General features: G+C 67.4%; 26 protein-coding genes and 1 tRNA gene. 13 read left to right on the top strand and 14 right to left on the bottom strand.

The window, feature by feature from the left end; genetic code table 11:
* The first annotated feature begins 1 nt into the window (after window position 1).
* The 3 genes from DEI98_RS10945 to DEI98_RS19045 all read left to right on the top strand — a co-directional run bounded on the left by DEI98_RS10945 (window position 2) and on the right by DEI98_RS19045 (window position 1,171).
* Window positions 2-75: transfer RNA gene (locus DEI98_RS10945), tRNA-Pro, on the top strand.
* A gap of 292 nt (window positions 76-367) precedes the next feature.
* Window positions 368-574, top strand: coding sequence for a hypothetical protein (locus DEI98_RS10940; protein WP_146243503.1), 207 nt, complete (start codon window positions 368-370; stop codon window positions 572-574).
* 42 nt (window positions 575-616) lie between these two features.
* Entirely contained in the window at window positions 617-1,171 is a 555-nt protein-coding gene (locus DEI98_RS19045; RefSeq protein ID WP_111046586.1) for a LysM domain-containing protein, read from the top strand.
* A 529-nt stretch (window positions 1,172-1,700) separates the two neighbouring features.
* Here DEI98_RS19045 and DEI98_RS10925 read toward each other — a convergent pair.
* Window positions 1,701-2,219 (bottom strand): GNAT family N-acetyltransferase, encoded by a 519-nt coding sequence (locus tag DEI98_RS10925; protein ID WP_111046585.1) that lies wholly within the window; start codon window positions 2,217-2,219, stop codon window positions 1,701-1,703.
* 521 nt (window positions 2,220-2,740) lie between these two features.
* On the opposite strand from DEI98_RS10925, the gene DEI98_RS18375 reads away from it, so the two are divergent.
* The 3 genes from DEI98_RS18375 to DEI98_RS10910 all read left to right on the top strand — a co-directional run bounded on the left by DEI98_RS18375 (window position 2,741) and on the right by DEI98_RS10910 (window position 7,148).
* Entirely contained in the window at window positions 2,741-3,385 is a 645-nt protein-coding gene (locus tag DEI98_RS18375; protein WP_146243502.1) for a hypothetical protein, read from the top strand.
* An 80-nt stretch (window positions 3,386-3,465) separates the two neighbouring features.
* Entirely contained in the window at window positions 3,466-6,600 is a 3,135-nt protein-coding gene (locus DEI98_RS10915) for an SGNH/GDSL hydrolase family protein (protein ID WP_111100754.1), read from the top strand.
* A gap of 86 nt (window positions 6,601-6,686) precedes the next feature.
* A complete protein-coding gene (locus DEI98_RS10910) occupies window positions 6,687-7,148 on the top strand; it encodes a hypothetical protein (RefSeq protein WP_111100753.1) in 462 nt (153 codons plus the stop codon).
* A gap of 60 nt (window positions 7,149-7,208) precedes the next feature.
* On the opposite strand, the gene DEI98_RS19040 is transcribed toward DEI98_RS10910, so the two are convergent.
* Together DEI98_RS19040 and DEI98_RS10905 are read right to left on the bottom strand one after the other, a co-directional pair.
* Window positions 7,209-7,493, bottom strand: coding sequence for a LysM domain-containing protein (locus tag DEI98_RS19040; RefSeq protein WP_375334726.1), 285 nt, complete (start codon window positions 7,491-7,493; stop codon window positions 7,209-7,211).
* Window positions 7,494-7,743: 250 nt separating this feature from the next.
* Window positions 7,744-8,511, bottom strand: a complete 768-nt coding sequence (locus tag DEI98_RS10905; protein ID WP_146243500.1) for a hypothetical protein — start codon at window positions 8,509-8,511, stop codon at window positions 7,744-7,746.
* A gap of 274 nt (window positions 8,512-8,785) precedes the next feature.
* On the opposite strand from DEI98_RS10905, the gene DEI98_RS10900 reads away from it, so the two are divergent.
* The 3 genes from DEI98_RS10900 to DEI98_RS10890 all read left to right on the top strand — a co-directional run bounded on the left by DEI98_RS10900 (window position 8,786) and on the right by DEI98_RS10890 (window position 11,592).
* Window positions 8,786-9,934 (top strand): hypothetical protein, encoded by a 1,149-nt coding sequence (locus DEI98_RS10900; protein ID WP_111100751.1) that lies wholly within the window; start codon window positions 8,786-8,788, stop codon window positions 9,932-9,934.
* A gap of 155 nt (window positions 9,935-10,089) precedes the next feature.
* On the top strand, window positions 10,090-10,476 hold the full coding sequence (locus DEI98_RS10895) for a hypothetical protein (protein ID WP_111100750.1): 387 nt from the start codon (window positions 10,090-10,092) through the stop codon (window positions 10,474-10,476).
* Window positions 10,477-11,412: 936 nt separating this feature from the next.
* Window positions 11,413-11,592: a hypothetical protein gene (locus DEI98_RS10890; protein ID WP_111092345.1), complete on the top strand. Its 180-nt coding sequence runs from the start codon at window positions 11,413-11,415 to the stop codon at window positions 11,590-11,592.
* Between the two features lie 66 nt (window positions 11,593-11,658).
* On the opposite strand, the gene DEI98_RS10885 is transcribed toward DEI98_RS10890, so the two are convergent.
* Together DEI98_RS10885 and DEI98_RS10880 are read right to left on the bottom strand one after the other, a co-directional pair.
* The gene (locus DEI98_RS10885; RefSeq protein ID WP_258370802.1) at window positions 11,659-12,228 is read right to left on the bottom strand and encodes a GNAT family N-acetyltransferase; all 570 of its coding nucleotides are present in this window, start codon (window positions 12,226-12,228) and stop codon (window positions 11,659-11,661) included.
* 39 nt (window positions 12,229-12,267) lie between these two features.
* Window positions 12,268-12,573 (bottom strand): hypothetical protein, encoded by a 306-nt coding sequence (locus DEI98_RS10880; protein WP_111100749.1) that lies wholly within the window; start codon window positions 12,571-12,573, stop codon window positions 12,268-12,270.
* 82 nt (window positions 12,574-12,655) lie between these two features.
* On the opposite strand from DEI98_RS10880, the gene DEI98_RS10875 reads away from it, so the two are divergent.
* On the top strand, window positions 12,656-13,039 hold the full coding sequence (locus DEI98_RS10875; RefSeq protein ID WP_111100748.1) for a hypothetical protein: 384 nt from the start codon (window positions 12,656-12,658) through the stop codon (window positions 13,037-13,039).
* Window positions 13,040-13,109: 70 nt separating this feature from the next.
* Here the strand turns inward: DEI98_RS10875 and DEI98_RS10870 are convergent, their stop codons facing one another.
* From DEI98_RS10870 to DEI98_RS10860, 3 genes are read right to left on the bottom strand one after another with little or no spacing between them, the layout of a single operon-like run.
* Window positions 13,110-13,772, bottom strand: a complete 663-nt coding sequence (locus DEI98_RS10870; protein WP_111100747.1) for an ABC transporter ATP-binding protein — start codon at window positions 13,770-13,772, stop codon at window positions 13,110-13,112.
* Window positions 13,769-15,061, bottom strand: a complete 1,293-nt coding sequence (locus tag DEI98_RS10865; protein WP_111100746.1) for a hypothetical protein — start codon at window positions 15,059-15,061, stop codon at window positions 13,769-13,771. The genes DEI98_RS10870 and DEI98_RS10865 overlap by 4 nt, the downstream gene beginning before the upstream one ends.
* Window positions 15,049-15,954, bottom strand: a complete 906-nt coding sequence (locus DEI98_RS10860) for a hypothetical protein (protein WP_111100745.1) — start codon at window positions 15,952-15,954, stop codon at window positions 15,049-15,051. The genes DEI98_RS10865 and DEI98_RS10860 overlap by 13 nt, the downstream gene beginning before the upstream one ends.
* A 162-nt stretch (window positions 15,955-16,116) precedes the next feature.
* Here DEI98_RS10860 and DEI98_RS10855 point away from each other — a divergent pair, with 162 nt between their 5' ends.
* Window positions 16,117-16,974: a helix-turn-helix domain-containing protein gene (locus DEI98_RS10855; RefSeq protein ID WP_111100744.1), complete on the top strand. Its 858-nt coding sequence runs from the start codon at window positions 16,117-16,119 to the stop codon at window positions 16,972-16,974.
* A gap of 257 nt (window positions 16,975-17,231) precedes the next feature.
* Here DEI98_RS10855 and DEI98_RS10850 read toward each other — a convergent pair whose 3' ends face one another.
* Both DEI98_RS10850 and DEI98_RS10845 read right to left on the bottom strand, forming a co-directional pair.
* Window positions 17,232-21,077: a TIM-barrel domain-containing protein gene (locus DEI98_RS10850; protein WP_220037075.1), complete on the bottom strand. Its 3,846-nt coding sequence runs from the start codon at window positions 21,075-21,077 to the stop codon at window positions 17,232-17,234.
* 448 nt (window positions 21,078-21,525) lie between these two features.
* Complete coding sequence (locus tag DEI98_RS10845) at window positions 21,526-22,236, bottom strand: SDR family oxidoreductase (protein WP_111100743.1); 711 nt, start codon at window positions 22,234-22,236, stop codon at window positions 21,526-21,528.
* A 55-nt stretch (window positions 22,237-22,291) separates the two neighbouring features.
* On the opposite strand from DEI98_RS10845, the gene DEI98_RS10840 reads away from it, so the two are divergent.
* Window positions 22,292-22,687, top strand: a complete 396-nt coding sequence (locus tag DEI98_RS10840) for a MerR family transcriptional regulator (protein ID WP_111100742.1) — start codon at window positions 22,292-22,294, stop codon at window positions 22,685-22,687.
* Between the two features lie 10 nt (window positions 22,688-22,697).
* Here the strand turns inward: DEI98_RS10840 and DEI98_RS10835 are convergent, their stop codons facing one another.
* Both DEI98_RS10835 and DEI98_RS10830 read right to left on the bottom strand, forming a co-directional pair.
* Complete coding sequence (locus DEI98_RS10835; protein ID WP_111094649.1) at window positions 22,698-23,075, bottom strand: VOC family protein; 378 nt, start codon at window positions 23,073-23,075, stop codon at window positions 22,698-22,700.
* Between the two features lie 112 nt (window positions 23,076-23,187).
* Window positions 23,188-23,883 (bottom strand): YafY family protein, encoded by a 696-nt coding sequence (locus tag DEI98_RS10830; protein ID WP_111100741.1) that lies wholly within the window; start codon window positions 23,881-23,883, stop codon window positions 23,188-23,190.
* A 153-nt stretch (window positions 23,884-24,036) separates the two neighbouring features.
* Between DEI98_RS10830 and DEI98_RS10825 the strand changes: the two genes are divergently transcribed.
* Complete coding sequence (locus DEI98_RS10825; RefSeq protein WP_375334815.1) at window positions 24,037-24,297, top strand: CorA family divalent cation transporter; 261 nt, start codon at window positions 24,037-24,039, stop codon at window positions 24,295-24,297.
* A 61-nt stretch (window positions 24,298-24,358) separates the two neighbouring features.
* On the opposite strand, the gene DEI98_RS10820 is transcribed toward DEI98_RS10825, so the two are convergent.
* Both DEI98_RS10820 and DEI98_RS10815 read right to left on the bottom strand, forming a co-directional pair.
* Window positions 24,359-25,138, bottom strand: a complete 780-nt coding sequence (locus DEI98_RS10820; RefSeq protein ID WP_111100739.1) for a hypothetical protein — start codon at window positions 25,136-25,138, stop codon at window positions 24,359-24,361.
* Between the two features lie 25 nt (window positions 25,139-25,163).
* The gene (locus DEI98_RS10815) at window positions 25,164-25,703 is read right to left on the bottom strand and encodes an RNA polymerase sigma factor (RefSeq protein WP_083389453.1); all 540 of its coding nucleotides are present in this window, start codon (window positions 25,701-25,703) and stop codon (window positions 25,164-25,166) included.
* Window positions 25,704-25,824: the final 121 nt, after the last annotated feature.

Raw genomic sequence — 25,824 nt, 5'->3', positions numbered from 1 at the left:
GCGGGCTGTGGCGCAGCTTGGTAGCGCACTTGACTGGGGGTCAAGGGGTCGCAGGTTCAAATCCTGTCAGCCCGACCGAAACGTGTCCGACACGACGACAGAAGCCCACCGAGGATCTCGGTGGGCTTCTTCGTTCTCATGGCTGTCGTTGGGTCGTACGCATGGGGTGCCTCACTGCGACGTTTAGCGGACCACCCGTGTGCGACATGGGTCTTCTGACCCCTGCGGCCCGGTCGATTCAGACACCGCGTTGCGCGACGGGACCGGCTTACGAGACGTTCCTACCGGGGCTCGTCACCGAACGAGTGCCTTTGTCCATCGAGGCGAGTCGGACACCAGCTCATGACGGCGACGATAGATTCGCGGCATGACCCCTCGACGCGTTGTACTCGTGACGCTGGGTGCACTGGTCATCATCATCGGCTTCGTGTTGATGGCCCACTCGGACAGCAGGCTCGACCGTCTGGTGGCTTTTCTCGTCATCTTCGCCGGGTTCGCTCTAGTCGTGTTCACCACGGCTCGACCGGGCCAAGCGGCGCTCGCCCGCTACTGGAGCAAGTACGAGAAGAAGTAGCCACGACACATGTCACTCCTGCCGGACCGTTGAGCGCTCGTCATGCAGGACACGGTCAGGGCCGTCAGCCCCGCCCGGTTGTGGATCCCTATCGGCAGCCGATCCGACCTCACCTGCCGTCACTCGGCGGCCCCGGTAGAGTCGGTGCGAACGCCGAAGCGGACGAGATGGGGGATCTCGATGCGCAGGATCGTGTCGGTTGCAGTGATGGCCGTTCTCGCTTGCACCGTTGTCGGTTGCACTGACAGTTCCAAGCCTGACGTCACTCCGGCCCCATCCTCCGACCAACCGTTGGCTTCGGCATCTGCGGTCTCCGAGAGTGCTCCGGCCGAAGATCACGAGAGGACCGTGACGGCGAATGGAAGCGTCACCGGCGGTCCCTCATCATTCGTCTACACCGTGGCATCGGGGGACGCCGTGACAGGAATTGCTGCGCGTTTCGGTCTCTGCACTGCCGACATTTACCTGGCCAATGAAGACCCAGAGGTATATGGGCACGAGCTTGCGGTCGGCCAGCAGCTCACTATTCGCCGGATGGTCGGACCGGGTCATACAACGGAGCAGTGCGACCAGCCCTACCCAGACGGCGTGTACTGACCATGCGAGAGCGAGACTTGCAGGGTCCGCCTACCCAGCACGGCTGGAAGTCAACACCAAGTGCGGTGTTGTTCTGGGGACTCGCGGTGGTCGGGCTGCCCATCATGGCCGGCGCGTGGTTGTGGCTCAGTCTTGCCTCGTTAGAGGAAGCTACAGAACAGCCGAAGGCCGTTGTTGCGGGCACCACTATGGCTGGCACGACGCTGCTCGTGGGCGGCAACCCGCTGGCGCTCACCCATGTCCTCGGACTGGTCGTCCTTGGCGCGGTAGCAGTCAAGGGACGGTGCCACCGGTGGACGGGAATGATCGCAACCCTGGTTGCAGTTGCTGTCGCCTCCGCGGCTGGGATCGCGTTCGTATTGATCCTGAACGGCGGGCAGCTGCTCACTCCAGTGAGTGGTTCATACGCCCCGTAGCCGCTACCGGCGCGCAACATGATGCTGAGGTCCCTCGACACGTGTGGGCCGACGAGGCCAGATGAGTTCCGGCGTCCAGTAGCGCATCGGCTACTGAGACATTTGGGCCGGTTCTATGAGCCGGTCACACTTCGTGTCATAACGATGCTGCCGTAGCGCTTACCGGGGAAGCGCACGTCGTCGACGTGCTCGAATCCCCAACGCGCGTACATGGCGACAAGGTGCTCGGCCGGTGCCGCAGTGTCGAGTCCAATCCGCGTGATACCGTTCCTCGCGGCCCACGCGCACGCGACGTCGAACAGCGTTCTGGCGACGGCGCGACCGCGCAGTTCCGGCCCGACCGCCACTTGGCACAGCCATCCGGTGCCTGGCTTCTGAGCATGCTCCGACAGTGAACGGACGTCGTCCGGTGGAGGCGCGGACATCGTCATGCTCGCTGCGACACGGCCGTCGTTCTCCACAATCCAGCAGACGCCCCCTGCCACCCGCTGACGGGTCGTCTCGACGTCCTGGGTCGCTGCGGTGAAGTTCAATCCCGCATCTTGAAGCTCTCGGTAGGCCGAGTTCAGAAGAGCCGTCAGCTCCACTGCGTCCTCAGGACGGAAAGGACGCGGCTCGACGTTGGTAGTCACCCTGCAAGCCTAGGAGGCTGCCTCACGGTAAGCCGGTCCCGCCCGCCGACGCCCGGATCGAAATCGGCTACTGGACTTCTTCTTCCTCCCCTTGAGCTGAGGGATTTGCCCTATCCGCTTGCGCGGGTGGGACGACGCACGCCTGTCGCCCTGATCTCCGCATCGCCTTTCTTGCTCGTCTCTTGACAGATCCACAGGTTGGGGTCGAAGGTGAGTGTCATGGGGACGGATCGGGGGGCTGGCGCTGAGGACCAGCCCGCGGAACGGCTTGAGCGCCTCGTTGCTGAGTCGCCCGGGTCAGTGGTTTCTGCGCCGGAGCAGGCGCAAACCTCTCGTCGAGTCCTCGGTGCGGTGGGCTTGCTTGCGGGTATCGGTGTTGTTGTGGCCGTGGGGTTGGTTGCCGTTTGGAACTTCGTGTTGTCGCACGTTGTGCGTGCGGCCATGAGTCATTGGGCCGGTTAGTAGAGATCTGAGGCACGTCCAGCATGGGCAGGGCCGTGTGGGCGTCATTTGGGGGAGAGATGGCTGAGTTGTGGTTGCGTCGACGTTCGTTCCGTACCACCGCAGTGGCGGTTCTGGCGTGCGTGGCAGTGTTTGCGGGAGGTCCAGCACTGGCTGCCGCGCCGCCTGCTGCGGATCCGGACGCCTCGTTGCCGCCGGTTCAGAGCCAGGGGGATGCATCGCAGCAGGTTCCGGAAGGCGACCGGCGTCAGGCTCTTGGATCTGAGTGGGCGTCCTCGGGAGATGCCGCGTATCAGCTGGTGGGGACGGCTGACGGTCTCGCGGTGGTGCGCGGCACCGCGAAGGCGGGGTACCGCTGGGAGACGTTGGCGCAGATCACCGTTCCGGGTGTTGAGACGGACCGGTGGATTGGGAACTTCTGCCTGACCGCTGATGCGTCGCGCATGGTTGTGGTTTATGCCCCGCGGACGACGACGAACTCGGAGCAGGGGTTCGGGGAGGGTGCCTGGGCAAGTGTCGTGGACACGAAGACGGGGGAGCAGTCCTCTCTCGGCCGGGGGTACAGCATCTCGTATTCCAATCCGGGCTGTGGAGCAGGGCAACGAGTCGCTTTGATGCGGTCCGTGGACGATGCGACGTCAATTGCGAGCTTTGACGCGGTGGACAAATCGAGCCAGTGGACGGCTGACATCCGCGGCAGCTGACATCCCCCGTGCCACTTGCCGACGGGTCAGTGCTCGGCGCCACTGCTGGGAAGATTGTTCGAGTCCGTGACGGTGGTGCGGTGGAAATGGTCGCCAAGACAACCGGTACCGCCTTTGATTTGGTCGTCGCCGGAAGTCGGCTGACGTATGCCGAGTACAAGGGTGCGACCGCCACGGTGAAGACGGGGACAGTGCCCGCGACGGGGACGGCTGCGCTCCGCTCACTTGGCTCCGGGAAACTTGAACAGGTCGGGGTTGCAGCGGATTCCCGCGGCCACACCTACGTCCTCGGCGACCTCAAGGCAGCTGGTTCGGTCCCGGATGGGATCCGTACGGCACCAGAGGTGCAGCCGGGTGCGGACATCTCGACGACGGGGCTAGTGGCGACAAGCGACGCGGCATCCCCGTCCACCCTTGGTGGTAGCGCCGCTGGTGACGCAACGATCGGGGTGCAGTCTCTCGAGACGGGGAAAGCCACAACGCTCGAAGTCCCTCCGGCGGGCGGGGACGTGACTTCTTCGCCAGTCGGTTCTCCTGCCGCATCACGGTCTCGGGTCGCCGCGGCTGCGGTGGGCTCGAAGTCGAATCCATCCGAAACGGAGCGCACGTGCGCGGTGCCCCGCAACGACCCGCGCGCACAGGCGCTGCAGCCCAAGCCGCGGCAGGTCGAGTGGGCCGTCAACCGGATCGTCTCCGGCCAGCTGACCATCTCTCGCCCCGCGAACTGGAACAGCACCGGCATGGCCGCGTACAAGCCAGCAGACCTGTTCCCGACGAAGGCGCTCTCCGGCGGCGGACGCATCCCCTCGCAGGTGCTCCTCGGGATCCTCGCGCAGGAGTCTAATTTGTGGCAAGCGTCCCGCTATACGAAGCCTGGAGCGACCGGGAACCCGCAGATTGGCGTGTTCTACGGCAACCCGCAGGCCGCAGGTGTGAATGACAACGCGTTCTGGGCGGTGGACTTCTCGAACGCCGACTGCGGCTATGGAGTCGGGCAGGTCACCGACGGGATGCGTCTCGCCGGCCGCGAGCAAGGCCGCGTTACCGCACTTCCGGTCGCGAAGCAGCAAGCCATCGCCCTCGACTACACGGTGAACATCGCTGCTGCGGCGCAGATCCTGACGGACAAGTGGAACCAGAGCCGCGCCGACGGCACCACCATCAACAACGGCGACCCGACGAAGATCGAGAACTGGTTTGCAGCGGCCTGGGCGTACAACTCCGGCTACCACGCGAAGGGAGAGCCCGAGTCGAACGGCGCGTGGGGGCTTGGCTGGCTGAACAACCCGGTCAATCCGGCCTACCCGGCGAACCGGAAGGCCTTCCTCGATGGCAACGCGGCGGACGCCGCACACCCACAGGACTGGCCCTACCCAGAGAAGATCATGGGGTTCGCGGCGAACTCGCTGACCTTAACCGAGAAGCAGACCGCCGACGCACCGCCGACCGAAGTGGGCGGGTACCGCACCGCCTGGTGGAACGGCACCGACGAGACCGCTCCGAAGAACCGCACGGCGGTGAAGCCCCCGCTGACAACCTTCTGCCAGCAGGGCGTAAACGAGTGCGCACCGATCTACACCGGCTACTGCTCCCGCTCCGACCTGCACTGCTGGTGGCATGGAAACGCGACCTGGAAGAAGGACTGCGACACCACCTGCGGCAACGAGCTCTACCGGTTCGCCCCCGCTGCCGACTACATGACCGAACAGCCCAACGGGGAAAGCTTCCCGCCTGCCTGCACCCGTACCGGTCTGCCGAGTACCGCGCGAGTCATTGACGACGTCCCGATCACGACGGACGCGGGAACCCTCACCGCCAACCCGACGAGAGCTGGATGCTCTCGAGTAGCCACAGAGGGGTCATTCCGATTCGACTTCGGTGCTGCCGGTGCATCCGGTTCGTACCCGTCGAAGATCGACACGCACCAGCTCGGCGGCGGCTTCAACGATCACTTCTACTTCACCCACACGTGGGCATCCAACAACACCCCGGCCTCTTCCGTGACTGGCACGTGGACGCTCGGCGGCAGTCTCAAACAGTGGGGAAGAGTCTGGATCCACACCCCGGACAACGGGGCATGGGCGAAAGACGCCCGCTACGACATCAATCTTGGCGACGGACGCACCAAAACCCGTGTGCTCCCACAACGCAACTGGTCCAACAAGTGGTCATCCGTTGGGGTGTTCCAGTTCAATGGCACACCGTCGGTATCGCTGTCGAACATTACGAACGACGCCGACGACAACGCCGCACGAGACGACGTCGCGTGGGACGCCGTCGCATTCGAGCCGCTGTCCGCGAAACCGAAGGACATCGTGGTCAACATCGGCGACTCGTACTCCTCGGGCGAGGGAGCGCCAGGTGACACCCCTGGCGGCTACATCCCGGTCAGCGACACCAACGGTGATGATACCTACTACCAAAACGCATGCCACCGCTCGGTGAACTCCTGGACCAACCGGGCCGTCTTGCCCGGAGCGACAGCCACTGTGGCCAGCCGCGACAGCACACGCGACGCCACGCTGGACTACCACTCCGTGGCGTGCTCGGGCGCGCAAGCGACGAATCTGCTGACGACGAAGCAATGGGAACCACCGCAGCTGTCGCAGGGGTACCTCGATGAGAACACCACCCTGGTGACGATGTCCATCGGGGGGAACGACATCGGGTTTGGCGACATCATCCGCGGTTGCATCTTCAAGGGTGTCTGCGAAGACAAGCAGAAGCCTTCCGCATACGCGGCACTCGACATTCTCAAGGGCCGCCTCGACGCCACCTACACCGAGATCAGGCGGCAAGCACCAAACGCCAAGATCGCGGTGATGGGCTATCCGAACATTTTCGAGGACGGCGTCAAATGCGTCGCGGGGATGAAGGAAGCCGACCAGGCGTGGCTCGTACAGCTCGGCGTCGACCTGAACCAAACGATCAAGGATCGCATCACGGCGCAGAACGCGGGCGCGAAGATGGTGTTCATGGACCCGGCGCCGGTGTTCAAGGGGCACAACGTCTGCAGCGCAGACCCAGCCATCCACACAACTCTGCCGATCGTCACGAACCTTTACGGTGCCCGGCGCAGCGGCGAGAAGGCCTGGTTCAACATCCCCGTTACCGAGGGCGCAGACGCGATCTTCGCGGTGTCGCAGCAGAGCTTCCACCCGAAGGTTCTCGGTACTGGCTACGAAGCGAAGCTGCTCGAGGCAGCCCTCAAATAGCAGCCCGCCGCTTTCAGACCAGGCGCCACTCGCCGCAGCACGGGTGGACGGCCGTCACAGAATGCTGCTGTCACAAGGGGATAACTATGGAACTGACCAGCAACCGCCGCATCGTCGCGACACTGCTCGCGTTCGGACTCGCCGCCGGCGCCCTCGTCGGGGGAAGCCAGACCGCCGGCGCCAGCCCGGCTGCCGCGGCCACCACCGCCGCTGCGTGCACCGACGGAGGCGAGACAGCGGACAACTTCGTCGCGTACAACATGTACGTTGAACTTCGCCGCAGCGCCAAGTGCGGAGGCACCGCCTGGTTCCGCATCAACTACAACGGCGGCGGCATCCAAGGCAACGGCGAAGTCACGCTCCAGCTCAAGTCCCGCACCGGGACCGTCTCGTCGGTATACACGAAGGACGTCCTCAGTGCCAGCCCGTCCTGGGTGAGCCCGTACTACACCGGTTACAGCCAGGCTCGGTTGGTCTACAAGAACAAGTCCGGTGGTGTCGCCAACCGCACGGGAGGGTGGAAGTCGATCTACCAGGAAGCACGGTAGTTCGACCACTTACGACTGAACGGGCTTTGAGGCGTCCTATCTCAGGGCCCGTTCAGCGCTTCATCCGACACCCTCGGGGAACGATGCATGGCACTGATCCACCTGATGACCCGGACCCTTCACATGACGGATATCCAGCCGTTGCCCGACCGAGAGTTCCTGCCCTAGGACGTCGTCATTGCTCAGGTAGATGTCCGCAGTGCAGATGCCAAACCGCTGCGCGATCGCTATCACCGCGTCTCCTTGTGCAACCCGGTACCTGTACCCGTTCCCGTCAGCGGTGCTCGATCCCGCGGCGCCGGCACGAGATCCCAGATCAGAGGGATCCGCAGAGACAACCCCCACGGGAGTCGACGAGTCGGACGGCGTAGCCGTTGGCGACGCCGATGGGAGTGGCGACTCTCGATGCGCGGTGCAACCGGTCAACAGGACCCCGCTTACAACAGCAACGACCACTGCCGTAGTCACTCGATTCACTCTGCCCCCTTAGCTCAGTGGACCCAGCATAAGGCGCGCCTTCGACAGGGCGACTCGCCGCCCGGTGGACGACGTCTTGCATCACTTCCAGCCCGCTGACATGCTCCGAGAAGCAGCATTATCGGAACCGGGCCGCGCCGACTCGGTATCCGTGTGCGCGCATGGCGGCTTCGACGGCGGTGGTGATCAGCTTGCGCTGCTCGGTGTTGTCGCCGGCGGTGAGGGCGTCGAGTTGCACGGTGCCGATCGGCGTGGTGCTGTCAAGGATCGCGACGAGCTGCTCGAGGGGGAGCTGGCTACGGGTGTGGAGGGTGTGCAAGTGGCGGGCGATACCGTCGCGGAGATGCTGTTGGAGCTCCTTGGTGAAGGTGGCGTCGTCGGCGTGTACCCAGCCGGCCTGTCGGTAGGTTCGGCGGGTGGCATAGACAGTGCGTGCGAACGTTGCGGCCGCAGCAAGGCCCGCCAGGACCCAGGTGGCGGTCGTGCCGACGGCAGCGAGCCCAACTGTGATGATCACGCCGCTGATCAGCGTGGCGAGGATCCATGGCACGTCGGATCGTGTTGCAGCGTGCGCGATGCTACGGGCGGTGTCGGCGATCGCGGTGACTTCTGATGCTGCTGGTTTCGGGACGGGAGCGCGGCTGATGGGTTCGTAGGTGGTTGCAGTCCGTTGAAGGGGAGTCGTGGAGCGGATCCGTGTGAGGTCCTCGTCGATTGCGAGGTCACGTCCTGGGTCCTGGCCCGGTGCGGTGAGATAGCTGCGGGGGACCCCGTAGAGGTCCGCGATCGCGGCGAGGGTCTCCGGGGCGATGCGGTCGACGCCGGTCGCGTAGGCGGCAGCGTCGGGGTCGACGGGTTGTCCGCCGTGCTCGACGAGTGACCACACCAGGCGAGCTCGTGGGGGAGTGTCGGCACCGTCGAGTGTGATCGCCATCATTGCTAGCCGATGTCGGAGCGTTCTGCGCGGGTCAACGTGCCGGGTCATCAGCTCGACAGACGGAGATACCGGATGATTGTGCGCCTGGTCTTCATCCCGTGAGGGTACTGCCGGGGCGGAGACTCCTCGCGTCTACGCGTACTGTCGACGCCGCCTCTGCGACGCGCAGCCCCGGAAGAGCGACCGCACGCTCGAGTGTTCCGCTCTCACGTTGGTGTGTTCGATGCCGCCCCTGGCCTGCTCGGCGCGATGTTTCCCGGTCTCATTTACCTATAGGTTTCCGAGACACTGGCGTGAGACACATTGTGGCGTTCAGGTCGCCGCCGAAGCATCTAAGGAAGCCGAGAAGGGGGACATTCTCGGCGTCATCGGCACAGTCATCACGAACTGGCAACAGGTCCCAGAACTCGTCGGGCAGGAGTATGCGCTCCGCCGGCAGGTGCAGGCGCACAATGACAACGTCACGACGACCCTCGCAAGCATCGCCTCGGAGTTCGACGGCATCACCCCATCGACTGTGAACGCGCATCCGGTTCATCTCGCATCGACGACCTCCTCGAAGGACGCATCCGACGGCAGTGGCAACTGGTTCGAGGACGCCTGGAACACCACGAAAGCAGCGGTCGGCATCGGCGGCGCTGTTCTCGGTGCGGAAGCGGATGCGGCCTGGCCGTACGTGCAGGACGCTGCCGGAGTGGCGGGGAACATCTTTGCGTCGATGGGGAACGCGATGGTGAACCATCCAGACGAAGTCGTCGAGCTTCTCGGCGGTTTGGCATTGCTGGCCGGTGGGGCGGCGGTCGAGGGTGGTGGTGTCGCCCTCGACCTCACCGGCGTCGGGGCTGTGGCTGGGGTCCCGTTGAACGTTGCCGGTGCTGCGGTGATGGCTGCAGGGGCGGGGTTGGCTGCTTCGGGCGGAATTCCGCTCGGCGTGCACGCGATGACCGATGATCGGCTCACGCCGAACCGCACCGATCACGTGGACGCCTGGAAGAAGGAGCAGAACGAGAAGCACCCGGAGCGGAACAAGGACGGTACGTACCGGTCCGAGGGGAACAAGCAGGCTCACGCGGACGTTAAAGCTAAGGAGCGACAGGGTGTCGAGGAGGTCGCTGAGGACGCTGGCCTGCCCTACCGCACCGACCAGGTCAAAGCGCGAGTTGATGGTGCTCCGAATGGCCGGTTCTTCGACGGGCTGATGGAGAAGCCGGACGGGACGTGGGCAGGGATCGAGGTGAAGAGTGGCGGTGCGACGCGCAACGCCGAGCAGCGATCCTTCGATGGTCTGCTCACCTACAGGAACCCTGCATACGCCACGATTGACGGGAAGCTCCTGAAGAGCACATCCGTCATCCTCAAGAAAGTACCCTGACTCGGTTGCGGGCAGCGCGGCCGGATCTGCGCGACTTCCGCGCATACAGAACGTGACAACGGCGGAGGCCACACCTGTTCATCAACACCACCAACAGTGAGCGAGAATCCCAGCTCACGGCGGACTTCCGACCGATCAGGGACCAGCTCCGGCGGATGCTCGGTTTGCTGGACGGGCAGAGCGATGGTCGATTCGCGTACGCTATTTGGTGGCTGCCGGACGACGCTGGTTGGCCGGATGCTCCTGACTACGAGGCCGGCGAGTACGACCTGAACTACCTCCAGGCAGGCGGCACCGCTGAGCGGATGAGCGTCGATGCGCAGATCGTCGACGGTGGGCAGATGCGTCACTTCATCGTGGGTCGCGACCACGACGTCGACGAGCCGCTGACGGAGTCGGTGACCGTTGCGGGCACCGAACACGCACGCCACCCCGCCGAGGTGTTCGACGCCGACGAGGCCACCGAACTGTTCTTTCACTACTACGAGCACCGCGGCACCGTTCCCGACGGGTACGTCCTTCGCCCCCTCGACCTCTCCTAGCTTTCGAAACTAATTCGAGGGGCCGAAGGTGTTCCTGTCGGACCGCGCTGCCTTGGAGACCTTCTACCGCCGCAACGGACTGGCCCGTCGAAGCCGATGACGCTGCCCGATAGCTGATTGCTCAAGGGTCGGAGTCGGGCCTGGCGGATGCCGCCGTGGCTAGATGCGATCCTTCCCAGCTGCAGGAGAAAGGCCGTCGATGAGCAGCTGCACCAGGCGGCTGGCCAAGGGGCGTTGACTCTCGTGGCCGGCGATGACGGTGATTGGGTCGAGTGACCGGATGCCGCGGTCCTGGTGCGCAGGGGAGGGAACGCTTGCTACCGCCCGACAGGGGTGCGCGGTGGGAAAGGGACCAATGGCACCTGTTGGAAGTGGGATGAAGAAACTCGGCTACTGGGCTGCAACGATCCTGATCAGCGACGCAGCTGCATCGGTGGTTCTGCGCTACGCGGCGATCAACGGAAACGGATAGGTCGCTGAGTACGAGGGTGAGCTGCTCGAACTCGATGGGCATGAGATCAGTGCCGTCTTCACCCATCTCGACATCCGACCACTCCTCGCGCGCGCTGGCCACGCGGCACGCCAACGCTTCGACGGGCCCGTAGCCGATGTCACCTACACCGACCCGGAGACGTTGAGCACGCTGACTCGCGCTCTGGCGCTTGTCGAGGGCGGCGAGCAGCTAGATGTGTCTTACGATCCACAGACCGAGTTCGTGCGCTCCGTTCGCAGGTTCGCTGCGGAACAGATCTGCGAGAGCGTCGAAGTGTCCGTCGACTGAGATCCGTGTCAACTGCCCATCGCCACCGAGAGCGCTCAGTCCCCTCCGGTCCCTCCCCACAGTCCAGTGGGCTCGTGCGGACCGTGCGGTGAACGATCCTTCAACGGAGCATCGCTTTGCTTGCGCCCGCGGTTGGTCGCACTTACGCTGCCCGAATGTGGTGGTGGATCGGAACCGGCTTGGTCTTGGCGGTGCTCCTCGTGCTGTGGTTCGTCATGCACCGCTACACGAACTTTGGCTCTCGGGCGGCGAAGTTCGAGGGGACTGACCCCGAAGTCGCGGAGGCCCTTCGGCAGGCCGAGGCTGACATCGCGCGGGGGCGCATGTACTTCTGACGCTCTCAAGGGCCAGCGAGCCCACGGCCGTCCGGTAGCCGATCGGCTATCGGATGGGATCAGTGCTCAGCGGGCCGTAGGCAAGAAGGCTTCCCAAAGGAGCTCGCCGTCGACCAGAGCGCTCGTGGGTGCAAGCCCGGTCCGTCGCGCCACGTGCATCGAGGCGGTGTGATCGGGATGGATGAAAGCCCTGATGTGTCGGACGTCGATCGAACGCAACCACGTCACGACGGTTGCTGCTGCCTCGACGGCGATCCCTCGACCCTGTTCCTCTGGCGTGACCAGCCAGGCGAGGTCCGCCACGAGGCCGTCCTCCTTGCGCTCGAGGGTGGCCTGCACGAATCCGATCGCCGGTCCGCCGCAGGCAGGACGGACGATCCAGTTCAGCCAACCCGCGCTGCCGTCCTCAGACTGGCCCTGGGATTGGCGGCGGTACCGTGCGCCCAGTTCGTCGAGGGTCGGTGGCTCGCCACCAGTGAACCGGTAGAGCTCTGGTGGAGCCAGGGCGGTCAGCATCTCGCTTGCGTGGTCGACGGCAAGCGGTTCCAGGGCGAGGCGATCCGACTGCAGGGGATCAGCCTTTGGCCACGACATGTCCTGAGCTTTGCAGATCGCGAACGGCGTGGAGTGCCCCATGCAACATCCACACTGACCACGGCCTGACTCCGCACCTGATCACGAGAGCGGCTGTCGCCGGATCCACACGGTCACCCCGAGGTGAGCGATGCCGGTCGCAGCGAGACAGACCATCGCCCACCCGATGACGCCGTGCCTGGTGGCGACCAAGAAGATCCCGAAGGCGAGGACGAGGCCGACCAGGAGCGCACCGGCCAGGAACAACAGCAGACTGGTCACGGGGCTGGCGTTCAAGGTGAGCTGCGCGTCACGCACCCAGGCCGGGGTCCGCACACGCTTCACGAGGATCGCGACCGTGCCCACCAGGATTGCGATGCTCGCTGCGAGCAGACCTGCTTCAGCCATGGCGAGATGGTACCGGCGAAGGTGCATGCTTCGGCTGGTCCGCGGCCTCGAACACCCCGGCTGACGCTGACAAGATGAGTTCGTGCAGATCGAAGACGTGGACGAGCGGCACTACGGCACCGAAGGCGAGCGTGACACATTCGTCGTGCACTTCTTCCATGCGCTGAGCGGCGAGATGGTCGCGCCCGACTGGGACGCCACGAGTTGGTCGGTCAGTGTGATTCGCGTCACCGACGCGACGTACCGTGCGGCGTTTGCAGAGGCCCGGCGGATCGCCGCAGGCGAGGTGTTGCCGACACTGTTCTCGGTGTCCCTCGAGACCGCGGAGCCGAGTGGTCCTGGGATCCTGCGACTGTTCTGCACCGACCTCAACATGGAGGGACTCGAGCTCGAGCCCGATTCGCATGCGGCGAAACGGGAGATGTTCACCGAGTTCTTCAGCCGCGACCGTTCTGCGCACGCGTGATCGGGGATCTGGAGCGCAACCGCTGACGGGCTGGAGGCCCGGTGCCAGCTGGCACCGTGCCTCCAGTCCGTCACGTGCCGCGCGCGATGAGCTGCTCGTGTTGTAGCTGCAGTCGACGTCCACATCGCTGTGCAACGCGCTCGCTGTGGGTGACGATCACGAACTTGGTTCCCGCTTGCTGCAGCCGATCGAAGAGGGCGAGCACGTCGTCTTCGGTCGTCTCGTCCAGTGCGCCGGTGGGCTCATCGGCGAGGACGACGGTAGGGCGCTTCGCGATGGCTCGAGCGATCGCGACGCGCTGCGCTTCTCCTCCTGACAGTCGTCGTGGGCGCTTGCCAGCGAGGTGACTGATGCCGACCGCCTCGAGGGCGTCATGTGCTCGGGCGGCAGAATCAGCGCGAGCAGGAACGCCGAGCCGGACGTTGTCGAGCACGCTGCGGTCGCTGAGGAGGCTGTGGTCCTGGGTGACGATGCCGATGTGTCGCAGTCGGTGCGCCGCCATCCTCCGTGCGGTGCGCTCGAGCACGCCCCCGTCGTGCTCGTAGGTCCCGCCGAAGTCCGCGTCGAGGCCGGCGAGGATCCGGAGGAGCGTGCTCTTGCCGGATCCGCTCCGCCCGGTGATCGCGACCGAGTGATCGTCTTCATGAAGGTCGAAGTCGAGTCGGTCGAACAGTGCTCGGGTCGATCCGTCGGGCTCGGTGATGGTCTTGGAAACGTCGCGCAGCACGATCATCGTGGGGTACCTCTTCGGCGTTGGGTGGTCAGTTCGATGCGGACGGCTCGTCGACCGAGTACGCCGTCCGCCACACACCAGAGGAGCAGGGCGGTGCCGGCTCCGAGTCGTGCCATCGCACTGTCGTTGGGGAGCAGCGCGCTGGACGCGAGGAACAGCCCGAGCGCGGCGGTGTACTCGGTCAGGCGGCTTGCGCGGAACAGTCGGTTCGTGGCATCCGGGCTCCTCCCGAGGAGATGGTGCACCCGTGCCACTGGCGCTCGACGGTGATGCAGGAGCCGGTGGAGGAACGCCGTGATGATGCCCACGCCCGTGGTGAGGACGGCGAGCAGCGCGGTGACGAGCACCAGGTTGTCCTGGATGAGCTGGCGGACGAGGGAGAGCTGCACGAGGTAGGCCGGAACTCCGAGCAACGTGTACGACCGGAAGCCGGTGCCGTCTCCGATCGCGTCGAGACGCGCGACGACGCCTCCGAAATCGAGGCTGTGATCGACGGCGAGATCCGCGTTGAGCACCTGGAACACCAGGCGCCCGAACAGCTCGGGATCCAGCCGGTCGAGTGCTGCTCGGTCGAGTCCGGCGAGTGTCGGCGGGTAGGGCACGATGATGGTGTCATCGAGGTAGTGGTTGGCTTCACCGCGGAAGTACATGGCGCTGTTCGGTTCGAGGAAACCGACGACTTCGAGCTCCTGCTCCTGCAGGATGACCGCTCCGGTGAGTCGCTCTCCGAGCTCGTACACGCCGCGGTACTCGTGGCCGAGCAGCACCGGGATCCGGCCGGATCCCCAGTCGACAGCGCTCCACTCGATCGGCTTGCCGTCCTGCACGGAGAGCCCCGCGAACTCGTACGCGGTCTCGTTGAGCTGGATGGACTTGATGTCCTGGACGCTCCGTCCCGACTCGTCCTGGTACTTCCCGTTGAGTGTGTACTCGGTGCCGTAACCGACGTCGAAGCGGTCGTCGCCGCGGAAGTCCTGAGCGGTGACGGGCTGGTCGTACGAGGAGATGAAGTCGAATCCGGGCTCGTCATCGACGCGGTCGACGAACGAGGCGACGTCGTCGAGCGCGTGCTGGTCTCGCCGGATCGCTTCGAAAGCATCCGGGCCGAGATCGTCGACCACTGTGTAGAGGTCGACGTCGGCATCAGCGGACAGGCCCTGGGCCACGGCCTGCGATGTGGACTGGGTGAACGACGCCACGTTGTACCAGCAGAGTGTGAGCAGCACGAGCAGGACGATCTTGGCGACGATGATCGCCCAGTTGGACCGGAGGTCGTTCAGCAGTTCCATCGACGGCTTCCTTGCAAGAACGAAGCGACGGACGCGGCAAGCACGACGGTTCCGACCGCGACGACTGCGGCGGTGACGTCGAGGTCGAGGATGGTGGTCTGCCTGACGACTGCTGCGCCCGCGAGGGCGGTCGTACAGGCGGCGGTGCCGATCACAGCGACTCTGGCGGCCGCGCTGCGCAGGGTGTTCAGCGGTCGGATCCCGGTGGTGAAGCGGACGGCGGCGGTGCGGAGTTCCCATCGTCCAGCCTGAAGACCTGCGACCACAGCGATGAGCATGACGACGAGCGCGCCGAGGCCGACAAGGACCGGCGACACGGCGTCGACGTTCGTCCTGCGGTTCGTGCCGTCGTCGATCATCTCGACGCTCCTGCCGGGGAACGCTGCGCTGTAGTGGCGGGCGCTGCTCGGGCCGTCCAGGAGTAGTCGCTGTGGTGACGCCGAGAACCGCGACGGATCAGCGAGGACCACATCGTCGGACAGCAGGCTGTCGCCCCGGACGCCGAGTCGCCCCACCACGTTGTAGGTCTTGCCACCGACGGTGATGTCCTCGTCGCGGACGTCGACGGCAGCGCCGACGAGGGCCTCACCGGGACGCCCGGTCAGAGCGTGCCCGTCGTGCAGTGGGACGTCTGTCCACTGTCCGGACAGGACCGCAACAGCGCGGACACCATCCTCGAGTTCCACGAACACCTTGGTTCCCGGTTCGAACGCGCTCCGCGCACGCTCGAGATCGTCGAGCGTCGCGGTCACCCACGCGCTCTGGCCCGTACGGAGGTCATTGCCTTCCGCGGCGATGACACGTCGGCGAGCGTCGAACACCCCGATCAAGACCGTCAACAGCATGGCCAACAGGAGCAGGCCCGCGATTGCCGTGATCTGTTGCTTCGTCACGGCTTCTCCTCACTGACCGGTGTACGACCGTTAACATGTCAGACCGAGAGCTCTTTGTCGAGGAGGCGCGTCGTCAGTGGCGACCGAGCTGCGAGCGTGCGACGGAGCGGTGTCCGTCTAGGATCGGCGCATGGTCGGATCTGACGGCGAGCACGGGTCCCCTTGACGGCCAACGCCTCGCTGCTCGGCAGCTACCTCCGGGCGCGACGCGCGGCGCTCAGTCCGTCCGACGTCGGTCTTCCGGCGGACGACCGGCGCCGCGTCCAAGGCCTCCGGCGGACCGAGGTCGCGCAGCTCGCCGGCATCAGCACGGAGTACTACGTGCGGCTGGAGCAGGGCCGGGAGCACGTGCCCTCGGCCCAGGTGATCGCGGCCCTGGCGCGCGCCCTTCGACTGGATGCCGACGGGGCGGCGTACCTCAGGAGCGTGGCGGATCCGGCTCCGGCACCGGCTGCCACGGTGCGCGGCCGGCAGCTGAGCGGCGACGAACTCCGACGGCTCGTGCGCCGTTGGGACGGCACCCCGGTCTTCGTCGCCGATCGGAACCTCGACATCGTCGCGTCGAACGCGCTGTGCGAAGCGATCGGCGGCGGTGTCCTGAGCCGTGGGCAGAACCGGATCGAGTACGTGTTCTCCGAGGCCTGCCGCGCGAAGTACCCGGCCGAGGAATGGCGTGCACGGGCCACGCAGATCGTCGCTGTCTTCCGGCTCAGCGCCGACCCCGGCGACGACCGGATGCGCGAGGTGCTCAGGGGGCTGATGACGCACTCCGCCGAGTTCGCGGACCTCTGGGAACGGCACGACGTGGCGATCCTGACCAACGGCACGTTCGTCCAGGACGTGCCGCCGTTCGGGCGGCTCGACTTCGAGTGGGAACTCCTCGTCGTCCCGGGGACGGACGGACTGACGATCACGCCACTGTTCCCCTCCTCGCCCGAGAGCGTTGCAGCGGTCGCGTTCCTCCAGGCGCAGGCGCAGGCACAGGCGCAGACGCAGGTGGCTCCTCCCTCGCCATCGTGACGTCGATCAGCGGCAGAACGGACGCGGCGCACGCGAGCGAGCGGGCGATGCCCGCGGTCGCCGCTGCCGCCGCATCGCGGTCCGGTGATCGGGGATCTGCAGCCCGACCACGGACGGACGGGAGGCCCGGTGCCAGCTGGCACCGTCCCTCCAGGCACGGCCGTCACCCCGCTGGCGCGGTGCGCCGGTACCGGCTGGTGGGGCCCACCTCCCGTCCGTCCGTCATCCGCCCGTGACGGGTGACCGCTCAGGCGGGCTCAGGCACGCGCCCGGCGCCGCCGGCTCCGCAGCGTCCACACGAGTCCACCGGCCGCGAGCAGTGCCGCCGCCAACAGCCCGAGGGGGAGCAGGTTCGCGCCCGTCCAGGCCAGTGCGCCGCCCGGGTCGCTGCCCGCATCAGCGCCACCGTTGCCCGGCGCTGCCGCGCCCGGCGCACCGGATCCGTTGTCATCCGGCGTCGGAGCGCCGCTGCCCGGCGTGCCCGCACTCGGCGACGTGGTCGGCGTCGGAGCAGCCGCAGCCACCACGGTGAAGGCGGCCCGAGCCAGGGCCACACCGTCGACCGATGCGGTGACGGTCACCCGACCGGACGCGGTGCCGGGCACCCGCAGGTCGGTCGAGAACGCACCACTCGCGTCGGTGTGTGCGGTGACCCCACCGATGCGTGGCGCGGTCGCCAGCGCCACGTCGGTATCCGCCGGGAACCCGGCGCCGGTCACGGTCTGCGTGGCGCCCGCGTCCACCCGAGGCGACTCAACCCGCAGGACCGGGGTCGCCGCCGCCGTGCTGCTGAAGGCGACGACGGTTCGCTTCGTCACGGACCGTTCGTCGACCGGCACGCTGATGGTGCGGGTGTCGGCGTCGTAGGTCCAGGCGGTGTCCGCGATCACCCGGCCGTCGATGGTGACGGTGCGGGGGCGGTCCGCGTTCGTGAACGTCGCCGTCCACGATCGGTCCCGCACCTGGCCGGCGAAGGAGCCGTCGGCAGGGGCGATGGCGAGCGAGCCGCCGGTCGCCTGCTGCGTGTAGCGGACGGCGGTGGAGGCGCTGTCCGCCGTGGCCTTCGCGGACGCGGCTGCCGTGGTCATCGCGCTCGACTTCGCGGCGCCGTCAGCGGCGCTGTCCTCGCCGGCGTCTTCGTGCAGGTCGAACGAGCCGTTCGCGCCGGTCGCCACCGTCAGGGTGACGGCGTCGAGCGGTGCGGCGTCGTTCTTGACCTGCTCCGTCCGGGTGGGGACGATGCCACCGCTCTTCACGAACACGGGCATGCTGTTCAGGTCGGTCGTCACGTCGGCGGTGGTGCCTCCGGCGTACGTCTTGCCGGTGAACCAGTCCGTCCACGAGCTGCCGGCCGGGAACCAGACGGAGCGGGTCGCCTTGCCGGAATCGTCGTTCGCGGTGGTGACCGGGGCGACGAGGACGTCCGGGCCGTACAGGTACTCCGAGCCGGCCTGGGCGTAGGACTCCTGCGCCTCGGGGTACTGCAGGTAGAGCGGCTGCAGGATCGGGGTGCCCGTCTCGGTCGCCTGGGCGGCGAGCGTGTAGGTCAGGGGGACCAGGGCCTCGCGGAGGTTCAGGAACCGCTTCGCCGATGCCTCGGCAGCGGCCGGGTACTGCCACGGCAGTCGGTCGCTGTGGTTGCTGTGCAGGCGGTCGATCGGCTGGAAGGTGCCGAGCTGCACCCAGCGGGCGTAGAGGTCCTCGGGCAGCTGGGTCGTGCCCTCTTCGGCGCCCTCGATGCCGTACTGCGCACCGTTGTGGCCACCGATGTCGTGGCTGACCGAGGCCAGGCCGGTCGCGGCGGACTCACCGGGGGTGTAGCCGACCTCGGCGAGCAGCATGTCCCACGACGACGTGGTGTCGCCGGTGAAGTGCACGGTCGTGCGCTTGTCCGCCCACGGGCCGGTCGGGACCGCCTGCGGGTTGCCGTAGCCACCGGCCGTCAGCGAGCCGTACGCCCGCGAGAACGCGAGCCCCCGGCCGCCGAGTGCCTGGTCCGTGTACTTCGCGTACTGCTGGTTGATGAACGCGTCGGGGGTGACGCCGTTCGCGGAGTACTTCGAGTTCTCGCTGCAGCACCAGTCGAGCCACCACATGTCGACGCCCTTCGGCTGCAGCGAGGTGTGCAGGTCGAAGTAGGCCTTGAGCTGGTCGGGGTCGGACCAGTCGAACAGGTACCGGTCGCCGTCGCCCTTGGTGAGCTTGCCCTTCGCGGTGGCCTGCGCCTTCGCGAACTGCGGGTCCTGGCTCGAGATCGACGGGTGGATGTTGAGGGTGTTGTGGATGCCCTCGGCGTGCCAGTCGGCGAGCAGGCCGGTCATGTCCGGGATCCGGGACGGGTCGACCGACCAGCCGTTCCACTTGCTGTCGCCCTGGTTGGTGGGGCTGCCGATCTTGTAGTCGGTGTCGATCGCCATGACGTCGACGGGGACGTCCTCGTCGTCGAACTGCTTCGCGATGGCCAGGTAGTCGGCCTGTGAGCGGTCGTAGTACTCGGAGTACCAGACGCCGTACGCCCAGCGGGGGAGCAGCTTCGTCGGACCGGTCAGGACGGCGAGCTCCTGCAGGGCATGGCGGTAGTCCGAGCCGTACGCGAAGACGTAGCCGTCCTGGTAGCGCTCGCCGCCGTGGTCGCCCGCGGGGGTGATGGTGTCGGTCGCCTGGTCGTACAGCGCCGAGGCGCTGTCGTCGAGGAGCGACCAGCCGTCCTGGTAGAGCAGACCCGGGTTCGTCTTCACCGATCCGTTGGCGGTGTCGAGGTCGCGTCGGTACCCGCCGAGCGGGGCGTGCGTGGCGAGGACCGGCGACGCGGTGTCGACCACGGCGACGGTGTCGAAGTTCACGTTGCAGTTGTTCGCCACGGTCGGGCACCCGATCACGACGTCGTTCGTGCCGGCGGCCAGCTGCACCGGCACGGTGGCGGTGTTCCAGTAGTCCCAGCCGCTCGTCTTCGGGAGCGGTGCAGTGGTCGACTGCTGACCGGTCGGGGCCGCGGTGAGCGTCGGCGCCCCGGCGGAGCCGTTGGCGTAACGGACCTGCAGGGCGTAGTCGCCCGCGGCCGGCACCCCGGTGACGTGGGTCGTCAGCTGCGCCCCGGCACGCTCGAACCCGGCGACGAAGCCGTCCCCGGCGAAGCCGTTGTGGTTCGTGGCGGTCGTCGCCGGAGCGGTGCGTGCCGAGTCCTCGGCCTGGCACACGGTGCCGAACGCGCAGTCCTCGCCGGTGACCGTGGTCGACGGTGCCGGGTAGGCGGCGCCGGTGCTGACCAGGGCCAGGCTGTCGACGTTCACCCGGCCGGAGTCGTCCGCGGTGCGTTCGATGCGCACGCGGTGCTCGCCCGCCGTCAGGTCGAGGGTCGTGGCGGCGGTGGTCTTCCAGTCGTCCCAGTTCGCGCCGGGTGCGAGCCGGATCGTCTTCGCGGCACCGCCGTCGACGGTCACGCTGAGGGTGCGGGTGGCGACCTGGCCGTCGCCGCCCTGCGAGTTGGCGTAGCGCAGGGCGAGGTCGTACGAGCCGGCACGTTCCGCCGTGGTCGTGAAGGTCATCGCGTTGCCGACGGACTCGAAGCCCGCGGCGAACCCGGCTCCGGTGAAGCCCGTGTGGTCCGTGGCGAGGGACAGACCGGTGAGCCCGAGCGTCTCGGCCTCGCAGAGCGACCCGATCGTGCACGAGGGGGTCGGCGTCGACACCCACGGCGTGCCGGTGACCCGCTGCCCGGAGGCCGTGGTCACGGTGGTCTGCAGGGTGTCCTGCGTGAAGGCCCCCGAGCCCTCCTTGTACCGGACGGTCATCGCGCCCGTGTCGAGGGTCAGCCAGCCGTCCCGCTCGGTCTTCGTGAACGTCGTGGGTCCGAAGTCGTCGCGGCCGATGACGTTGAAGGTGCTGCCGTCGGTGAACTGCGAGTCACCCGCGTACTCGGTGCGGATCAGGGTGGGGGAGAGCACCTCGAACCGGGCCTGGCCCGAGACGACGGTGCGGTCGGCTGCGGGCTCCGCGGCGGCCGGGATCGCGGCGATCCCGAGCATGCCGAGGGCGGTCGCAGCGACGATGCCCGACGACAGCGCACGGCGCAGCCCTCGGGAACGGAAGGAGATGGGGCGCAAGTGGGTGCTCCTCGTGGACGTCGTCGTCCATCGGGCCGTGCAACGGCCGTGACCTGCGGGCCGTCCCTGCGGCGGCCCGTTTACAACGCTGTAAACCATACGACGCGGATGGCCCCCGAGGAAGGGGCAGCCGTCGGCGGCTCGTTTCGCGGCTCCCGCCACACCGGTCAGCGTCGTGGTCGCGTCGTGCGCGGCCCTGGACTCGAGCCGCTGACGGACTGGAGGCACGGTGCCAGCTGGCACCGTGCCTCCAGGCTCGGCCGTCACCCCGCTGGCGCGGTGCGCCGGTACCGGCTGGTGGGGCCCACCTCCAGGCTCGGCCGTCACCCCGCTGGCGAGCGCCGTTCGTGGAGGGTTGCTGCAAGCATTCGCTCCCGCGTTCCGCCTCGTGTGCTCGGCCTGGGTGACGGAGAACGAAGATGGCCGGCTGAGAGTTCTCGGCCCGCCCCTACGACGCGAGCATCTGCGCCACCACCGCGTACAGCTCCTCGGGGCGGCCGGCGAGCATCTGCTTGATCAACGCGGTCTGCTCGTCGACGACGACCTCGTAGTCGTCGCGCTCGACCCCGTCCAGGGTCGCGCGCGCCACGTCCGCCGGGTCGGTCTTGGGCATCGAGATCCCCGCGGTCATGTCGGTGTCGGCCACTCCGAGGTGCACGGACATCACCGCGGTCCCTTGGCCGGCCAGCTCGTGCCGCAACGCGTTCCCCATGTTCCACAGGGCGGCCTTCGACACCGCGTAGGCGGAGGCTCCGGGCATGGCGAGCCACGAGGCACCCGAGGCGATGTTCACGATGCTCCCACCGCCGTTCGCCGCCAGGACGGGGGCGAATGCGCGGATCACGGACAGGGTGCCCCAGACGTTCGTGTCCATGTCGGCGTGCGCTGCGTCCAGGTCGCCCAGCAGGGTCGCCGTGGTCGCGATCCCGGCGTTGTTGATCAGGAGATCGACGTCGGTCGCGACCGCGGCGGCCGCTGCGACGGACGCGGGGGAGGTGAGGTCGAGGGCGAGACGCTCGACGCCCTCGAGGTCGATCAGTTCAGGGCGTCGGGCGGTGGCGTAGACCTTCGCCCCGCGGGCGATCAGCTGCGCGGCGAGGTGACGTCCGATACCGCGGTTCGTGCCGGTGACGAGGGCAATGGCTCCAGAGAGGTTCATGCCGCTACGGTAGAACCTGACGTCAACGTGAGAATCAAGCCCGAGGGACAGAACGATGCGGATCGGTGAACTCGCAGAACGGGCCGGCGTCAGCGTCCGGTCGCTGCGGTACTACGAGGAACAGGGCCTCCTCGAGTCCGAGCGGACCACGGGCGGACACCGGGAGTACCGCGAGCCCGATGTCGCGCGGGTGCGCTTCATGCAGATGCTCTACTCGGCGGGCATGCCGAGTCGTCGGATCGTGGAAATCCTGCCCTTCCTCGACACGGGGGTCGCGACGCGGACGATGCTCGACCACTTCGACGAGGAGAGCGATCGCATCCGACGCCAGATCGAGGCCCTCGGTGCCACCCATGACCGCCTCGCGCGGCTCCGCGACATCGCGGCGGAGTCCGTCGCTGGGCGACCACCGGAGGAGTGCCGCTCGTCCGCGAACGCCGCCGCCGCCTGAGCCGCTCCGCCTAGTTGGCGGCGTCGGGCCTGCTGAACAGGTTGACGACGTTGCCGTCCGGGTCGCGGACCAGTGCGGAGCGGTTGCCCCACGGCATCGTGGTCGGCTCCAGGACGACGTCGTCGCTGCCGAGCTGCAGTCCGGCGAAGTCGCCGTCGACGTCGGCAACCTCGAACTCGATGAACACGGAACGGTTCGTCGCGGGCGTCAGCGCGCCGCTGAGCATGGCGACCGTGGCGGTGCTGGCGATCGCGAGGGTCCCACCCGGGCCGGTGAACTGCGCGAAGACCGGTGCGGGGCGCTCGGCCGGCTGGCCGGTGATCCGCTCGTAGAAGGCGACCATGCCCTCGAGGTCGTCGGTGATGATGCGGACGGATGCGAACGACATGGGGTTCCTCACGGTGGTGCGATTGACTCGGAGCGACCAGCTTCACCGGCCGCCACGACACCGTCCTGTCGGTGTTTCCGGAAACCGACCGCGTTTCCGGAAACCGACCGCGCTAGTCGTCGAGGACCGGCCGGAGCCGTCCGTACTGGATCGCGAGGTCCTCGGATCGCAGGACGCGCTGCGCCGGCCGCTCGTCGGTGACCTCGACCGACAACATCCGGTCGCCGCGGAACGCCCGCACCCCGTCGCGGGTCCGGCACCAGGCGATCAGGTACCACTGACCGTCCTTCCCGATCGACCCCAGCGGTTCGACGTCGCGGACGGACTCCGCTCCGCCGGCGTCCCGGTACCGGAGTCGCACCACCCGATCCGCGCGCAGGGCCGCCGCGAACTCGGCCGGGACGACCGTGTCCTCGTCGTCCTCCAGGAAGTGAACCCGGGACGCCAGTGCGCTGGCTCGTGCGGCGTCGCCGGCGGGCATCACCGCGAGCGTCTTCCTGGCCGCGGTCTGCGCCGCCTGCCGGAACGGACTGCGCCCCAGCGAGCCGAGCCCGATCAGCACCGCGAGGGCCTCGTCCGGCGTGAAGCCCGCCGGGCCGAGCGTCGCGGACGCGTCGATGACGTACCCGCCGGTCCGGCCGGGCTCCGCCCAGATGGGCAGACCCGCCTGCTGCAGCGCGGAGATGTCCCGTTCGATGGTCCGGACCGACACCTCGAACCGCTCAGCGAGACGACGCGCGCTCCGCGGCAGTGGGGAGACGGCGCGCAACTCCTCCACGAGGCCGTAGAGCCGATCGGTGCGATTCACCAGGCCATCTTCGCTGTCGTGCCGATGTTCCGTCAGATCCACGCCGTCTCCTCTGCCACGTGACGGACTGGAGGCACGGTGCCAGCTGGCACCGTGCCTCCGGTCCGTCCCTGGGTCGCGCCCAGGGCGTGTCAGAACGACGCGATGCGCCGGATGACCAGCGCGAGCCTGGCGCAGGGGGAGGAGAGCCGGCGGCTGGCTCGGGCGTCGATGGAGCAGGGCGAAGAGGTGAAGAAGATCTCGTCGTGGGCGGCGATCCTGTTCGCGCCCACGTTGGTCGCGTCGATCTACGGCATGAACTTCGAGCACATGCCCGAGCTGCGGTGGGTGTGGGGGTACCCGGCGGCGATCGTCGCGATGGTGCTGTTGGCGGTCGTGCTGTGGGCGGTGTTCAAGCGGCGGCACTGGCTCTGAGCGTGCGTGACGACGGACTGGAGGCGTGGTGCCAGCTGGCGCCGTGCCTCCAGTCCGTCGGTCAGTCCGTCCAGGTCTGCTGGACGAGCGCTTTCAGGAGGCCGTCGGTCGGGACGTTCGACTGCGTGATCGAGATCCAGGTGTCGCCGCGCACGAAGAACGTGTGCGTCGTCTCCACCCGGTCCGAGTAGTACATCGCCGTCTCGGTCTGCTGGCACGAACGTCCAGCGAGCGTGTCGGTGCAGGTCCAGCCCTTGCCTGCGAGCGACTGGAGCCGGGCCTGGAGGACGCCTCGGTCGACGGTGCCCATCCCGAGGAAGAGGTTGTCGACGTCCTCGGTGCTGCCGCTCGGCGACCAGTGGCAGACCAGCGTGGCGTCCGCGGTGAACGGTTCCTCCGGGTCGACGTAGTAGTCGGTCTTCCCACCGGGAACCGCGGGTCGGAGCTGGTCGAGCACCAGCGAACCGAACAAGCGGGGAGCGTCGGCGGCCGGCACAGCATCGGTGCACGCCCCGGGGATCGTCGCCGTGGTGTCGGCCGGCGCGGGGGTCGGCGTGATGCGGGCCGCGGACGGGGACGGTGACCCGGTCGGTGCCGGTGTCGGCGGTGCAGAGGACGGCGTGGGTGCGGGTGCTGCGGCGAAGGGCGTCGGAACGAGTCCGAGCGCCACCGAACCGCTCGCGGTGCCGATGCCGAGCACGGCGATCAACGCCACGATGAGGCCGACGCGACGGTGTGTGGAAGCCGGGCGTGGCTTGTCGTGCATGCCCCGGACGACCTGCTGCCGCATGCCGGCGAGCATCCGCTGCATCTCGTCGCCTCCGGGCGGCTCGTTGCTCATCGGGGACCCGTGGTCGGTTCGTCGTTCATCGCTCATCGTTCGTCACCGCCTTCTTGATCCGTGCACGGGACCGCCACACGCGCTGTGTGACGGCGCCGACGCTCATGCCGAGCAGGTCGGCGGCCTCGGCGTAGGAGCGGCCCTCGATGAGGCAGAGCTCGCACACCTGGCGATCGAGTGGTGCGAGCGCGTCGATCTCGGCGCGGACCCACCGCAGTCGCTCGCGGGCGTCGTCGTCCGGCTCGGGCGCGGCGAGCTCGTCGGGCAGGTCGACACCCTCGTGCCGTCGCTGTTGTCGCCGCAGGTTCGCGGCGTGGTTCCGGCACACGACGAGCAGCCACGGCAGGAGTGACTCCCCGGGGACCTCCACGGTGTCGGCTTTCTGCCACAGGGTCAGGAACGCGTCCTGCACGATCTCCTCGACGTCCATGCGCCGCGTGACCAGTGCCCACGTGTACCGGGTCATGGTCTCGGCGTGACGGTCGAACAACGCGGTGACCGCACTGCGGTCGCCGCGCGCTGCTGCCGCCACGAGCGCGCTGTCCGGCTCGGCTGATCGGTTCATGTCCACCCCCTTCACTCCGCAGTGTGCACGGAGGGGACATCCTCACAGATCGGTCGCCACCGGGCGTGTCGCGACCGGGGTCGCCGCTCCGACCGGCACCGTCACCGATCGCGAGGGCACC

It is taken from the genome of Curtobacterium sp. MCLR17_034 (assembly GCF_003234485.1).
In the GTDB taxonomy this organism is placed as follows: Bacteria; Actinomycetota; Actinomycetes; order Actinomycetales; family Microbacteriaceae; genus Curtobacterium; species Curtobacterium flaccumfaciens.
The sequence above is the reverse complement of the archived record's forward strand: the minus strand, read 5'-3'. Positions and strand labels throughout refer to the sequence as shown.